This is a genomic window from Rahnella aceris (assembly GCF_011684115.1).
Classification (GTDB): domain Bacteria; phylum Pseudomonadota; class Gammaproteobacteria; order Enterobacterales; family Enterobacteriaceae; genus Rahnella; species Rahnella aceris.
On the sequence record NZ_JAADJV010000001.1, the window covers coordinates 2,499,618 to 2,514,797 of the forward strand.

Annotated in this window: 12 protein-coding genes and 1 other annotated feature; of the genes, 4 read left to right on the top strand and 8 right to left on the bottom strand. The window is 52.1% G+C overall.

Going from position 1 to position 15,180, the window contains the following annotated elements; all coding sequences use genetic code 11:
• Positions 1-155: 155 nt before the first annotated feature.
• The 4 genes from htpG to dnaX all read right to left on the bottom strand — a co-directional run bounded on the left by htpG (position 156) and on the right by dnaX (position 5,114).
• On the bottom strand, positions 156-2,021 hold the full coding sequence (htpG, locus tag GW591_RS11425) for a molecular chaperone HtpG (RefSeq protein ID WP_166860717.1): 1,866 nt from the start codon (positions 2,019-2,021) through the stop codon (positions 156-158).
• A 167-nt stretch (positions 2,022-2,188) separates the two neighbouring features.
• On the bottom strand, positions 2,189-2,794 hold the full coding sequence (gene recR / locus GW591_RS11430) for a recombination mediator RecR (protein WP_013576598.1): 606 nt from the start codon (positions 2,792-2,794) through the stop codon (positions 2,189-2,191).
• Positions 2,794-3,123, bottom strand: a complete 330-nt coding sequence (locus GW591_RS11435) for a YbaB/EbfC family nucleoid-associated protein (protein ID WP_013576599.1) — start codon at positions 3,121-3,123, stop codon at positions 2,794-2,796. The genes recR and GW591_RS11435 overlap by 1 nt, the downstream gene beginning before the upstream one ends.
• Positions 3,124-3,164: 41 nt before the next feature.
• Entirely contained in the window at positions 3,165-5,114 is a 1,950-nt protein-coding gene (gene dnaX / locus GW591_RS11440; protein ID WP_013576600.1) for a DNA polymerase III subunit gamma/tau, read from the bottom strand.
• Positions 3,765-3,829: a sequence feature (DnaX frameshifting element), on the bottom strand. (Overlaps the previous gene by 65 nt.)
• A 322-nt stretch (positions 5,115-5,436) precedes the next feature.
• Between dnaX and GW591_RS11445 the strand changes: the two genes are divergently transcribed.
• Positions 5,437-7,500: an alpha-amylase gene (locus GW591_RS11445; protein ID WP_166860605.1), complete on the top strand. Its 2,064-nt coding sequence runs from the start codon at positions 5,437-5,439 to the stop codon at positions 7,498-7,500.
• 62 nt (positions 7,501-7,562) lie between these two features.
• On the opposite strand, the gene apt is transcribed toward GW591_RS11445, so the two are convergent.
• Positions 7,563-8,114, bottom strand: coding sequence for an adenine phosphoribosyltransferase (apt, locus tag GW591_RS11450; protein ID WP_013576602.1), 552 nt, complete (start codon positions 8,112-8,114; stop codon positions 7,563-7,565).
• 183 nt (positions 8,115-8,297) lie between these two features.
• Positions 8,298-8,666 carry a DUF454 family protein gene (locus tag GW591_RS11455; RefSeq protein WP_121019778.1) on the bottom strand — a complete coding sequence of 123 codons (369 nt, stop codon included), beginning with the start codon at positions 8,664-8,666 and terminating at the stop codon, positions 8,298-8,300.
• Between the two features lie 114 nt (positions 8,667-8,780).
• On the opposite strand from GW591_RS11455, the gene priC reads away from it, so the two are divergent.
• Together priC and rsmS are read left to right on the top strand one after the other, a co-directional pair.
• A complete protein-coding gene (priC, locus tag GW591_RS11460) occupies positions 8,781-9,317 on the top strand; it encodes a primosomal replication protein PriC (protein WP_013576604.1) in 537 nt (178 codons plus the stop codon).
• Positions 9,318-9,412: 95 nt separating this feature from the next.
• Positions 9,413-9,586, top strand: a complete 174-nt coding sequence (gene rsmS, locus GW591_RS11465) for a pleiotropic regulatory protein RsmS (RefSeq protein ID WP_015690305.1) — start codon at positions 9,413-9,415, stop codon at positions 9,584-9,586.
• 60 nt (positions 9,587-9,646) lie between these two features.
• Here the strand turns inward: rsmS and mscK are convergent, their stop codons facing one another.
• Both mscK and acrR read right to left on the bottom strand, forming a co-directional pair.
• On the bottom strand, positions 9,647-13,042 hold the full coding sequence (gene mscK / locus GW591_RS11470) for a mechanosensitive channel MscK (RefSeq protein ID WP_166860607.1): 3,396 nt from the start codon (positions 13,040-13,042) through the stop codon (positions 9,647-9,649).
• Between the two features lie 169 nt (positions 13,043-13,211).
• Complete coding sequence (gene acrR / locus GW591_RS11475) at positions 13,212-13,850, bottom strand: multidrug efflux transporter transcriptional repressor AcrR (RefSeq protein ID WP_013576607.1); 639 nt, start codon at positions 13,848-13,850, stop codon at positions 13,212-13,214.
• Positions 13,851-13,991: 141 nt separating this feature from the next.
• Here acrR and GW591_RS11480 point away from each other — a divergent pair, with 141 nt between their 5' ends.
• Positions 13,992-15,167 carry an efflux RND transporter periplasmic adaptor subunit gene (locus GW591_RS11480; RefSeq protein WP_013576608.1) on the top strand — a complete coding sequence of 392 codons (1,176 nt, stop codon included), beginning with the start codon at positions 13,992-13,994 and terminating at the stop codon, positions 15,165-15,167.
• Positions 15,168-15,180: the final 13 nt, after the last annotated feature.

Genomic DNA, 15,180 nt, shown 5'->3' on the forward strand with positions numbered 1-15,180 from the left:
GCCAGTTTGCGGGACCACGACCAGCGAGAACATCACGCTACCGGCATGATTGCTGAACTTTACTCACAGGCTTTCAGGGAATGGAAACGGGAAGAAGCAAAGCAATAAAAAAGGGTGTCGCTTTCACGACACCCTTTTCGTTTTACGCCAGCTGATTACGCCTGTAACAGCGTATTCATGCGACGGATGAACAGGTTTGGATCTTCCAGCGTGCCGCGTTCTGCGAACAGCGCCTGATCCAGCAGCAGCTCAATCCACTCGCTGAACTGATCTTCATCAGCCACATCAGAAGCACGTTTCACCAGCGCGTGTTCCGGGTTCAGCTCAAAGATGTATTTCACTTCCGGCGCATCCTGACCGGCAGCGGCAAACAGTTTTGCCATCTGCGTGGTCATTTCGTCGGCACCGGTGGTAACGATGGCTGGCGTGTCAGTCAGACGGTGCGTCAGACGCACTTCTTTCACACGATCGCCCAGCAGCGTTTTCACGCGCTCAACGAACGGCTCCAGCGCTTTTTCGGCTTCTTTCTGCTCTTCGCTTTCGTCAGCCAGTTTGTCCAGTGTGTCGTCGGCCTTGCTGACGGACTGGAAGACTTTGCCATCAAACTCAGTCAGATAGCTCATCATCCATTCGTCGATACGGTCAGACAGCAACAGGACTTCAATGCCTTTTTTGCGGAACAATTCCAGATGCGGGCTGCTCTTCGCGGCCGCATAGCTGTCGGCAGTGATGTAATAAATTTTGTCCTGGCCTTCAACCATCGACGCTACATACTCTTCCAGCGACAACGTCTGCTCGCTGCTGTCGTTGCGGGTGCTGGCGAAACGCAGCAGTTTGGCGATCGCTTCTTTGTTCGCACCGTCTTCTGCCGGACCTTCTTTCAATACCAGACCAAACTGTTTCCAGAATTGCAGGTATTTTTCGTTGTCGTCTTTCGCCAGTTTTTCCAGCATTTGCAGAACACGTTTGGTCAGCGCACTGCGCAGGTTCTGGGTGATGCGGCTGTCCTGCAGAATTTCACGGGACACGTTCAGCGGCAGATCGTTGGAATCTATCAGACCACGAACAAAACGCAGGTAGTTCGGCATGAACTGCTCGGCTTCGTCCATGATAAACACGCGCTGAACATACAGTTTCAGGCCGTGTTTATGGTCGCGGTTCCACATATCCCACGGTGCCTGTGAAGGGATGTACAGCAGGCTGGTGTATTCCTGCTTACCTTCAACGCGGTTGTGGCTCCAGCTCAGCGGATCGCTGAAATCATGGGAAATGTGTTTGTAGAATTCTTTATATTCGTCGTCGGTGACTTCCGCTTTACCGCGGGTCCACAGGGCCTGTGCCTTGTTGATTTGTTCCCAGGTTACGGTGTCGTCTTCTTCGTTACGGGTTTCGACTTCAACCGGCAACGCAATATGGTCGGAATATTTACTGATGATGGAGCGCACGCGCCAGTCATCCAGGAATTCGTCCTGATCTTCGCGCAAATGCAGGGTAATTTCAGTCCCGCGATCGGCTTTCTCGACATCCGCCAGGGTGTACTCACCTTCACCGGCAGATTCCCAGAATACGCCTTCTTCAGCACTGGCACCGGCTGCGCGGGTGCGCACGGTGACTTTGTCTGCCACGATAAAGGCAGAGTAGAAGCCCACACCAAACTGACCAATCAACTGGCTGTCTTTCGCCTGCTCAGAACCGACAGATTGCAGGAACGCTTTGGTGCCGGATTTGGCGATGGTACCGAGGTTATCGATAACTTCGTCACGGCTCATGCCGATACCGTTATCACTCAGCGTCAGGGTGCGTTTTTCTTTATCAAATGCCAGACGGACATGCAGCTCGCCATCACCTTCATAAAGTTCAGGCGCAGACAATGCGCGGAAACGCAGTTTATCAGCGGCATCTGAGGCGTTGGAAATCAGCTCGCGCAGGAAAATTTCTTTGTTTGAATACAGGGAATGGATCATCAGATGAAGCAGTTGTTTTACTTCAGACTGGAATCCGCGTGTCTCTTGTCCTTTCATACTCATCAAATTACCTCAATCCAGATACTGTTATTGACCAAATCAGACGTTGAGGAATAAGTGGGGTTACGTGTCAGGCTTTTCAAGCACAGGGAGAAAATTTTAAGAAGAAATGCAGAGGGATAGCTGAATAAAACGGGGCGCAGAGAACCGCGCCCGCATAACAGTCAGAACCGAAAGGGATGACGTCCGGCAAGGGAATGCGACAGCGTGGTGCCGTCGACCATATCCAGTTCGCCTCCGACCGGCACACCGTGCGCAATGCGGCTAGCCAGTACGCCATACTGGCCGCACATTTCAGCGATGTAGTTGGCGGTCGCTTCACCTTCAACCGTCGGGTTAGTCGCCAGGATCACTTCCTGAATATTTTCACTTTCAAGACGCTCTTCCAGACGGCCTAAACCGATGTCGTCCGGCCCGATGCCATCGAGTGGTGACAGGTGTCCCATCAGCACAAAATAGCGACCAGAGAACTGACCGGTTTGTTCTATCGCATGAATGTCCGCCGGGCTTTCCACCACACAAACCTGACCGTTTTCTTTACGCCGTGGATTGGCGCAAATCGTACAGATTTCCTGCTCGGTGAAGGTACGGCAATCGGCACAATGGCCGATCTCAGACATGGCACGCGTTAAAGACTGCGCCAGCCGCATTCCGCCGCTGCGATCACGTTGCAGCAACTGGAATGCCATACGTTGCGCGGACTTCGGGCCGACGCCCGGCAGGCAACGCAACGCCTCCATTAAAGATTCAAGGAGAGGGCTGGTTTGCATCAGAATGGCATCTTGAAGCCTGGTGGCAATTGCATGCCGCCAGATACGGCTGCCATTTTTTCTTTCTGAGTTTCATCGATACGACGTGCAGCATCGTTGAACGCCGCAGCGATCAGATCTTCCAGCATGTCTTTATCGTCTTCCAGCAGGCTTGGATCGATTTCAACGCGACGCACGTTGTGCGCACCGTTGATGGTGATTTTCACCAGGCCAGCGCCTGACTCACCGGTCACTTCCAGCTGAGCGATTTCCGCCTGAGCCTGTTGCATTTTTTCCTGCATTTGCTGGGCCTGTTTCATCAGGTTACCAATGCCGCCTTTTCCAAACATAGTCTTCTCTCTCAGCAATGGCCGCGTCACAATCGCGGCGTTTAAATTGGGCGGATACTTTCCTCATCCAGCTCAGCGTCGAAGAAACGGCGCAAAGTCTGAATGTTGTTATCCGCAATAATAGACTGACGCGCCTGCGCCAGTTTTTCTTCATAAATGGCCTGTCGCCATTCCAGCGGCGTCTTCACCGCCAGATTATCATCTTCCAGCACGGTCAGTTCAACCGGCGTCTGATGCAATGCCGATAAAGCATCCGTCAGCACTTTCTGCGCGGACGGCGAATTCAGGTGCTTTTGCGAGGAACGCAGGTGCAGGCAGATTTTGCCTGGTTCCGGCTGCTCACGATACGCATTCAGCGCCAGTTGCTGCACCAGTTTCGGAATGGTCATCCGGCTGATCTCAGCCGCCCATTCATCACGTTCAATCGCTTCTTCCGCCAGGCGGGAAGCCAGTTCCGGCGATTTTTCATGTTCCAGCGCGGTGCGCAGCGCTTTCGGTGTCGCCACCGGTTCCGGTGCGACTTCCGGTTCCATCATCGCTTTCCAGCGATACGCTTCTTCTTTTATCGGCGCGGCAGGTTCTTTCTTCACAGCCAATGTCTGCGCACGCTCAGTCACCGAAGCGAGACGCTCCAGTGCTGAGGTTGCCGGCCGCGCTTTTCCTGGCGCTGCCGGCTCAGCTTTTTTTGGGGTGGTACTCCCCTGCCTGAGCAATTGTGTTCGTGCCTGTAAAAGTTGCGCGGTGGAATCCGGCATTGACGCCGGTTCTGCATTTCCCTGCGGTGCAGGCGCATTATCGTTTTGTTGCGGCGGTGCGTTACGCGGTGCCGCCGGTTGTGATGGAGCCTGCGGCGCCACATAAGCTGGGGCTGCGACTGGCTGGGGAGCCGGTTCAGCAATAATCACTTTCGGATGGAAGGCCAGCGCGCGCAGCAGCGTCATTTCAACACCCATACGTTTGTCCGGCGCATAGGCCAGCTCTTTGCGGCCAATCAGTAAGGTCTGATAATAAAGCTGTACGTCTGCAGGCGGAATGACACGCGCCAGTTCGCGCAGGCGTTGTTCAATCGCCGCGTAATGATTATCGAGAACCGACGGTAACAACTGAACCATTGCAATGCGGTGCAGCAACGCCAGCGTTTCCACCAGCAAATTTTCCCAGTCCACGCCACGGGACGCGGCCTGTTCGACCTGCGCCATCATCTGTCCGCCATCGGCGCTGACCAGCGCTTCCAGCATTGCCAGCGGTTGTTCGTCATCCAGTGTACCGAGCATTTGTGCCACGGTTTCGGTCGTCACCGCGCCCTGCCCCATCGCGATCGCCTGATCGGTCAGGCTCAGCGCATCACGCATACTGCCGTCGGCAGCGCGCGAAAGCAGCTGTAAAGCGCGCGGTTCCGTGGTAATGGTTTCCTGGGTTAATACATGTTCGAGCTGTTTACGGATCTGTTCAGCGTCCAGCGCTTTGAGATGGAACTGCAAACAACGCGATAAAATGGTGACCGGCAGTTTTTGCGGATCCGTCGTTGCCAGCAGGAATTTGACGTGTGCGGGCGGCTCTTCCAGCGTTTTCAACAGCGCATTAAAACTGTGACGCGAGAGCATGTGCACTTCGTCAATCAGGTAAACTTTGAAGCGGCCCCGCGCCGGTGCATATTGCACGTTATCCAGCAGCTCACGGGTGTCTTCGACTTTGGTACGGGAAGCGGCATCGATTTCAATCAGATCGACAAAACGGCCCTGCTCGATCTCGCGGCAGTTATCACACACGCCACAAGGGGTGGAGGTAATGCCAGTTTCGCAGTTAAGGCCTTTCGCCAGCAGACGGGCGATGGTGGTTTTCCCTACGCCACGGGTACCGGAAAACAGGTAGGCGTGATGGATGCGCCCGAGCGACAAGCCATTGGCCAGCGCGGTCAGCACATGTTCCTGTCCGACGACGTCGGCAAAAGTTTGGGGGCGCCACTTACGGGCAAGAACCTGATAGCTCATTAACACTTCATCGTTGATTTATAATGAATAATTTGACGATACACGAAAAAACATCGTTTAACCCGTCTTTCTGCGCTGGTCTGCGAAACGGAGACTGAAGACTCAGCATAATGATGCCGGAGCCAGACTGCCACTTCTTAGTGTACCAGCAGGGTCGCCATCATTCCTATTACTTTACTTTTTGCGCAGCGCGCCGCAGTTTCTCCACCTTCCTCCTCCTCCTGACAATTCGCCTCACGGGATGAGGGCAAATTTTGCCCACTCATTACACTTAAATTCACCTCTGTTCTGATAATGCTTTCTGCCTTTCGTAAGGAGAGCCATGAAACACCTGACACTGCCTTTATTATTGCTCATTTCTCCCGCCGCACAGGCCGACTGGACGCTGCAAGGCTTCCCCGGTTTCGCCGAACCGGTCAGCGGAATATTCACCAGCCACGCCACATTACCTAAGGGACAACGCACACTGGAATTACATCAGGATAATCAGTGCTGGCAACCCACGGGCGCGGTAAAGCTTAACGAAATGCTGTCGCTGCAACCTTGTGAAAGCCACGTGCCGGCTAACTGGAAACTGTTCCGCGCGGGGGATTATCAGGTTCGAATTGATACCCGCAGCGGCACACCCACGCTTCAGCTCAGTTTGAAAACGGCGGAGGAGACCGTCGCCCCGGTGGCGAAAACCTGTCCGCGTGGAGATGGAAAACCGCTGACCGTCGATGTCTCCGGCACTTTTGCTGAGGGTGAAACTGTTCGCGATTTTTATTCTGGTCAGAGCACACAGGTCAGCGGCGGCCACATCACCATGATGCCGGATCCGGCCAGCGGCGGCCTGTTGTTACTGGAAACAGCAGAGCGCAAAGCGCCCGCGGCGTTTAGCTGGAAAAACGCCACAGTGTATTTCGTACTGACCGATCGCTTTGAAAACGGCAATCCGGATAACGATCACAGCTATGGCCGTCACAGTGACGGAATGCAGGAAATCGGCACTTTCCACGGCGGTGATCTGGCCGGGCTGACCAGCAAACTCGACTATCTGCAACAGCTCGGCGTTAACGCACTTTGGATCAGTTCGCCGCTCGAGCAGATCCACGGTTGGGTCGGCGGCGGCACCAAAGGCGACTTCCCGCATTATGCCTATCACGGCTATTACACGCTCGACTGGACAAAACTCGATGCCAATATGGGCACCGGCGAAGATTTACAGAAACTGGTCAGCGAAGCGCACAAACGTGGGATCCGCATTTTATTTGATGTTGTCGTCAATCACACCGGCTACGCCACGCTGGCAGACATGCAAACCTTCCAGTTCGGCTCGTTATATCTGAAAGGTGATGACATCGGAAAAACACTCGGCAAAAGCTGGACTGACTGGAAGCCCGGTCCAGGCCAGAACTGGCACAGCTTTAATGATTATATTAATTTCGGCGACAAAGAGGGCTGGAGCACCTGGTGGGGGAAAAAATGGATCCGCACCGACATTGGTGACTATGACTCGCCCGGTTATGACGATCTGACGATGTCATTGGCCTTCCTGCCGGATATTAAAACGGAATCGACGCAAGCCAGCGGCCTGCCCGTTTTCTATCGCAACAAACCCGATACGGCCGCACGTGAAATTCCCGGTGCAACACCGCGTGATTATCTGGTCACCTGGCTCAGTCAGTGGGTGCGGGATTACGGCATAGACGGATTCCGTGTGGATACCGCCAAACACGTCGAAAAAGCGACACTGGCATTACTCAAAGACCGTTCAGCCGAAGCCCTGAAACAATGGAAAACGGCCAATCCTGCAAAGGCACTGGATGGCGCACCATTCTGGATGACCGGCGAGGCATGGGGCCACGGCGTGATGAAAAGCGATTATTACGCCAATGGTTTTGACGCAATGATTAATTTTGATTTTCAGGATCAGGCCGCGGCGGCGCTGAGTTGTTTTGCCAGCATCGATGCAACTTATCAGCAGATGGCGGAGAAAATGCAGGATTTCAATGTCCTCAGTTATTTGTCATCGCATGATACCCGGCTGTTTTTCGCTGCCGATGCCAAAGGTTCTCTACCGTTACAGCAGCGCGCCGCAGATTTGTTGCTACTGGCACCCGGCGCGGTGCAGATTTATTACGGCGATGAAAGTGGTCGCCAGTTTGGCGCGACGGGTTCAGATCCTTTACAGGGAACGCGTTCTGACATGAACTGGAGTGAGCTGACCGGCCCGAAACAGGCTTTACTGAAGCATTGGCAAAAACTGGGAACTTTCAGGGAACAACATCCGGCGGTTGGCGCAGGCGTGCAGAAATCGCAGCTGACGGCGCAATATTATGCCTTCAGCCGTCAGCAAGGTGACGATAAAATAATGGTGGTCTGGGCAGAAGAAAGAGGGAAATAACGGCGCAGAAAGCAAAAGGCCTCGCGTTAACGGCGAGGCCAGTTCACATCAACGCGCATGAATCAGTGGCCGTCGAAACAGACCAGGCTGTAGCAGTTGATATTTGAATCGTTCAGGCGTTTTTCACCGCCCAGTTCCGGCAGGTTAATGATGAATGCAGCATCAGTCACTTCTCCCCCCAGACGACGGATCAGTTTCGCGGTGGCTTCAATCGTGCCGCCTGTTGCCAGCAAATCGTCGATCACCAGAATTTTTTCGCCAGGTTGAATCGCATCAACGTGGATTTCAAGACTGTCAGTGCCGTATTCAAGATCGTAGGTTTCGCTGATGGTTTCACGCGGTAATTTGCCCGGTTTACGCACGGGAACAAACCCCACGCCCAGAACCAGCGCAACCGGTGCGCCAAACAGGAAACCTCGTGCTTCAGTGCCCACCACTTTGGTGACGCCAGCATCGCGGTAACGGTCGGCCAGTAACTGAATGCTTGCAGCGTAAGCTTTTGGGTCTTCCAGCAAGCTGGTGACGTCACGGAACAGTATGCCTGGCTTAGGATAGTCAGGGATGGTTTTGATACTGTCTTTAATAAACTGTAGCTGCTGTGCGGTAGCGGTCATAATGTAATTGCCTGATAAAGCTGCTGTTCATACTTAAACGCGGGCGGTCAAATGTCCCCCGCCATGCCTGTATAAAGCATGTCGTTCAAGGAAGGAAATTGGGAGCGCACCGACGTACGAGATGCCCAAATCTATGCAAAGCTGCTTTAAAAAGCAACCCGCAGCCGGACATGATCGCCTGTTTTATTGCTCAAGGTCAACCACAGGTAATCGCCACATCATGATCAGCAGCGAAAACATCATGCAAACCAATAAAATACGCACCCACCATAATGGTACGAAATAAATCGAAATCGCGAAAGTCACCACAATCAGCGCAACCGCTTTCGGTTTTACACCTTTCGGTAACGCGCGATGTGTCTGCCAGTGGCGCAGATAGCTGCCAAACCATGAGCGGTACAATAACCACTGATGGAAACGGGGTGAGGACCGGGCAAAGCACCAGGCCGCCAGCAGTAAAAAGGGGGTTGTCGGCAACAACGGTAACACCACGCCGAGCGTCGCCAGCACCACACACAACCAGCCAACGGTAATCAGTAGTACGCGTTTCATGCATTTCCTTCAGCTTAAAACAGGCTGCATAGCCGATTTACGGTTTCTCAGTGTAAACAAGTGCGCAGAGGCTGTCATACCGGTAAGCTACGCCAGAGTTTAAGGGAGATTATCGTGAGCACAGAACGAATTTTACATGTCCTCGATCAGCAGATCGAAACACTGGCTCGGGAAATTGAACCGATCGGCCATGTTTCCGCCTCACAGGCACGGTTTGATGTCGCACTTTTCTCAACCAAAGGCACCCGGTTGCGCGATTATCTGGCAGAAATTAAAACCAATTTGCGGCAACTGAATCAGGAAGTACTCGAAAAACGCTCTGCGCAGGTGGCGTTTATCGCCGAACGGCTGGTGGCACAAATTACCGCCATGCAGCGCGAACTGGCGACCCAGTCTCTGCGCAAAACGCACCAGACACCGGAACGCAAAAGCCATGATAATTACACCAAACTGGCGGAAACTCAGCAGTTCGAGCGACGTCTGATTGCGATGATTGAAGATCGGGAAACCACGCTGGGTCAGCTGGCGACATTCAGCGATCAGCAGCGGGTGCAGAAGGAACTGGCGGCGCTCGAAGGACGTTTAATGCGTTGTCGTCAGGCGCTGGCCAAAATAGAGAGACAAATCGAGCGGCAGGAAAAAGGTTTTTGAATCTTTATCACATTTTTTTAATCCGGCATTCAGGCCGGACCTTTTCTTATCTATAATAGTAAGTCCAAAACCTGCTAATCATAATGTTGGCCTATATGTCCGTAGAAAATGCGCCCCCCGAACTTCAGCTTGCTGTCGATTTGATTTACCTGCTTGAGTGCAATGAAATTGCCCCTGAAACCGCGCTTGCGGCGCTGGAAATCGTACAACGCGATTATCAGGAAAAGTTGAAAAACAGTAAGAGTACGCTTTCGATCAGTTACCTTTAAGCTGACCGGCTGCCTGCTTCAGGGGAACCCGTCAATTTCCCCTGAATGGCACCGAATTTCTCAGCTCTGTGGCAATGCATCCGGTTCATCGCCCGGTTGTCGCATTACACGTTTCACTTCCTGCACTTCACTGCCGTCCTGATTATGCAGATACACCTCCAGCTGATTGAACGCGATATTAATGCCGTTTTCGCGGCAAAGCTTATCAATGCTGCGGTTAAGTTCATCCACGGTATAACTGCGATCCCCCAGCTCACGCACATACACTCGCAGTTCGTGATCGAGCGTGCTGGCCCCGAAATTCAGGAAGAACACCAATGGCGCGGGGTCACTCATCACACGGGCATTTTCATGCGCCGCCTGCAATAAGATCTCTTTCACTTTGTCGAGATCGGAACCATACGCCACGCCGAGTTTGATCAACACGCGGGTGACGGTGTCGCTCAACGACCAGTTGATCAGCCGCTCGGTCACAAACGCTTTATTCGGGATGATCACTTCTTTGCGGTCGAAATCGATAATCGTAGTCGCACGGATACGAATGCGGCTGACGGTGCCTGAGAATGTCCCGATGGTCACGGTATCGCCAATACGCACCGGGCGTTCGAAGAGAATGATCAGCCCTGAAACAAAGTTCGCGAAGATCTCCTGCAAACCAAAGCCCAGCCCCACCGACAGCGCGGCCACCAGCCATTGCAATTTATCCCACGAGACACCGAGCGATCCGAGCGCTGTCACTGCGCCAATCACCGTAATCGAATAGGTCAGAATGGTCGTAATGGCGTAGGACGTCCCCTGCCGCAATTGCAGCCGCGACAACACGACAACCTCAAGCAATCCCGGCAAATTTCGCGTTAATACATACGCCACAATCACCGCGAGGAAACCGAGCAGGAAATTCCCCAGCGTCACCGTTTGCTGAATGACCGCGCCCGCCACCGTGCTGGAGTAATGCCACAAGGTAATGCTGTCCAGATACGAAATCACCGTCAGCAAATCCGACCAAATCCAGTAAAACACTGTCGCGAAGATAAAGAACAGGCCCATCGTGGTCAGGCGTAATGACTGCTGGTTGATCTGATCCAACCCGATCTGCGGCTCTTCGACTGGCTCGTTGCCCTCCGGGCCATCTTTCGCCGCTATGGTCTGGCGACGCGCCAGCGCTCGGCGATAAGCCAGGCGCCGCGCGGCAACACTGAGTCCGCGCAATGCCGCAAGATAGGCAATGTTCCAGAAAATCAGCAGATACAGGCTGTCAATCCAGCGACCTGCCAGTCGCAACGTGGTGTAAAAATACCCGCTGACCACCAATCCGACGAAGAAAATCGGTGCCAGGGCAATCGCCGTCACCACCACCAGCCGAATACTGTGCGAATCTTTTTCACGCCAGCCATCGCGCGCAATCGGGAAAACCAGAACAGTCAGGGCTAGCATCGTCAGGAAAATCACGACCTGACCGATGATGTCATCCACCAGCCCGAGCGGCGCTTTCTCACCGCGTACCGACCAGAAAATCAGCGGTAACATCACCAGACTCAGACGAATGACAGAACGACGATAGTGAGCACAAGTGGCCGCCGGCGTATTGAAGTGCCGTTCATTTATGCCGCCCGGTTTGAGAATTCGATAACAAAAGCCCATCACCAGCTGGAAAACCGCCAACCGTTGCGCCAGTGTCCAGAAGAAATCACTCGGCTCGATATCACACACTGAAAGCCAGTAGCCGATGCCGAGCATCAGCAGGACGCCGGGCAAAACATTCAGCGCCATTAATGCCAGCGCCTGCGGCGTATGCAATTGGCTGTCCCGCTTGAGCTGTCCGACATCATTGCTCAACATTTCAATCCGCTGGTTAATATATTTCCTGCGCCACAGCAGCAACAAAATTACGGTTAACAGCGGAATGGTCACCGGCAGGGAATGCAGTGCACCCAGCATCAGCTCACCCGGCGGAATACTGACATGCAGGCTGCTCAGCTGATTTTTCACTTCATCTGGCAATGACTTGATGAACTCCCAGTTCATCGGTTTATTGCTGCTCACCCAAAAAATTTGCTGGGTCAGCGTTTCGGTCAGCGACTGGTTGATGCTCAGCAATTGTTGCTGGTTAATCTGCAAACTGATGGCCAGCGACAGCTGATTACCGAGCTGTTTATTCAGTTGATCAAGTAGCTCACGTCGCATGTCGACAATCTGATCCAGTGCATCACTGATATCGCCGTTAATCGTCTCTTTGCTGTTGGCCACTACGCCCTGAATGTAGCTGTCGCCCTGGAATAAGGCATCACGCTGCTGATTGATCTTGAACTGTTCGAGACGCAGATCGGCAATGTGCGTGCTCATGTCCGTTATCAGGCCGGAAGGCGGGATGGTATTTTGTTGTTGCTGATACAAAATGCGCGACAGCAATAAACTGCCTTTCAGTACAGTGATTTGCTCTTTGAGGTCATGCTCAGCCTGCGCCGAACGGTCGAGCCAGTTTTTCACCGTGATGTTTTTCTGCACCAGTTGGTTGCCCTCTTCCGTGGCGGCAATCAGGCGTTCACTGAGCTGGCGGTTAATCCCCAGTTCCTGCGCAACAAGCGGATCATTTTGGATGTCCGAGGTGTCGTCCGGGGTCTGTGCTTCTTTTGCCGTGCGTTCAGACAAAATCAGCCGTTTTCCGTTGACCACTTCCTGCAACAGCTGCGCGGTATGTTCCAGCTGGCTGATGTGCGCATTGGTGTAATCGCGTTGTTTTTGCAGTAAATCCTGTAACGTAGTGTTGGCCTCGAGGCTCTTACGTTGCAGATCAATCTGCGCAGTCAGCAAAGCCTGCTGCGTCACGAGCATATTTTGCTGAGTAGTTCGTAAATCTTGCTGACCAGGCGACATGCCATTGAGCTGATTGCGGATTTTCTGGATAGCCAGCGAATAGGTGTACATCGCGTTCTGCACGCGTTCCGGCTGGGTTTGCAGGGAAATCAGCTGGGTATTGAATGTGGATAAATCTTCCTGAGAAGACTGAAGATCATCGAGGGTATCGTTAAGACGATTTTCCAGCTGACGCAGCGATAAAGCGCCAAGTTGCGCTTTGTTGACGTCATCTTTGGGGTTGTTTTTGATTTGCTCGAGGCCATCCATCGCCACCCGTAACTTCTGCGGTGCTTCTGCGACCTGTTTTTGCAGCTGATTAACTTCCTGTTTCACCCGATCGAGCGCATCAAGGTATTCCAGCGTGTGGATCAAATCCTGTTGCGATAGCTTATCGACCGGCGTCAGGTTTTTTTGGCGATTTAACGCATCAAGCTGGTTTTGAACTTCATTACGGCCCGGAATATCATTACTGGCAGCATGACCGGGGAAGGAGAAAAGAAACAATGCAACGCATATCACAAACGTAAAAAAACCTGCCATTCCCTTTTTTTTCAGGAGAGAAATTACGTCAGAAGCGGCGGCCAGAAACCAGATAAACATACGTCGGTGTCAACTCATACCAAATGAATAATAGGTGATGACAATAGCAGCGTTCACGATGAAAGGAAGGAGAAAAGCGTATCTGAATACAACATCAGTGTGTTTATTTTGTCGCCAAAATGGAGAACAGATTTGCAGGCTTATTAATACAGCGGAAAGCAGTAAGACGTTATTTTATCATGGTAAGAAAGGATGAGTGGCGGAGCATATCTATATACGTATCCACAAACCTTCCGGCATTGCCTTCTAAATCAAAGCTTTCAGGAATAAATAACCAGTTTTCCATTAAACCGGAGAGATAGGCGCGTAAAATAACTGCGGCCTGGCGGGTATCGAGATTGGCCGGGAGTTGCTTTTCTTCTATGCAGCGTACGAGAATACGCTCAATTTTACCGTATCCTTCCATATAGAGCGCTTTGCGCGCTTCATGAACCGATGTCATCTCCCCAACAAATTCACATTTATGGAATATAATCTCCATCAATGCTTTACGCTGGCTATCTGTGACGGTGGCGACCAGTATGTAAATAAGGATTTCGCGCAAAATACGCAGTGGATTATTCGGAAACTTTGTCTGATACTCTACTTCGAGCACTTTTATCCGGGATTCATAAGCTTCCCAGATCGCGTTAAACAGTTCCACTTTGTTCCTGAAATGCCAATAAATTGCGCCCCGCGTCACACCGGCTGCATTTGCAATATCAGTCAGTGATGTCGACGATACTCCACGGGCAGAAAATTCACGCACAGCAGCATCCAGAATCTGTTGTCTGGTTTCCAGTGCCTGTGATTTGGTTTTTCGTGCCATAGGTTTATCTTTATGGGGAGTTTGATTTACATACATTCTTGAATGTATGTAACATAGCACGCACATACTAAAAGCGCAGCAATGGATTTGGGATGTTGTGATCCATTGGACAATTTGAAATCGGACACTTGAGGTTTATTTATGAACAAAAACAGAGGGTTAACGCCTCTGGCGGTAGTTCTGATGCTATCCGGAAGCTTAGCACTTACAGGATGTAACGATAAAGAAGCTCAGCAAGGTGCGCCACAGGCTCCGCAGGTTGGCGTCGTTACCCTGAAAACTGAACCGCTTAATGTGACTACCGAACTTCCTGGTCGTACTGCTGCTTTTCGCATTGCTGAAGTGCGCCCGCAGGTTAACGGTATCATTCTCAAACGTAACTTCGTTGAAGGTAGCGACATCAAAGCCGGTACCTCCTTATATCAAATTGATCCTGCCACTTATCAGGCCGCGTATGACAGCGCTAAAGGCGATCTGGTAAAAGCTCAGGCGAATGCACAAATTTCCCGTCTTACCGTGACACGTTACAAGCCTCTGCTCGGTACCAGTTACATCAGCAAGCAAGATTACGATACGGCTGTCGCAACTGCGGCACAGGCTGATGCTGCAGTAGTCAGTGCGAAAGCAGCCGTTGAGTCTGCACGCATCAATCTCGCTTACACCAAAGTGACCTCCCCGATCAGCGGACGTATCGGTAAATCGTCTGTGACAGAAGGTGCACTGGTGTCTAACGGCCAGGCCACTGCGCTGGCAACCGTGCAACAGCTCGACCCTATCTACGTTGACGTAACACAGTCCAGCAATGATTTCCTGCGTCTGAAACAGGAACTGGCTGACGGTTCACTGAAACAGGCTGACGGTAAAGCGCAAGTCAAACTGCTGATGGATAACGGTAAAGAATATTCACAGCCGGGTACATTAGAATTCTCTGATGTGACTGTTGATGAAACCACCGGTTCCATTACTTTACGAGCCATCTTCCCGAATCCAAATGATTCCCTGCTGCCGGGTATGTTTGTGCGCGCACGTCTTGATGAAGGTGTTAACAACAACGCACTGCTGGTTCCGCAGCAAGGTATCACTCGTAACCCACGTGGTGATGCAACAGCGATGGTTATCGGCGCTGACAATAAAGTTGAACTTCGTACTGTGACCACAACACAAGCTATTGGCGACAAATGGGTTGTTACTGACGGTTTAAAAAGTGGCGATAAAGTTATCGTGACAGGACTGCAAAAAATTAAGCCAGGCGTACAGGTTACTGCACAGGAAGTCGATCAAAACGCAGCAGCGCCCGCTACAGCGACGAAGTCTTAATAGGAGCCGGTAA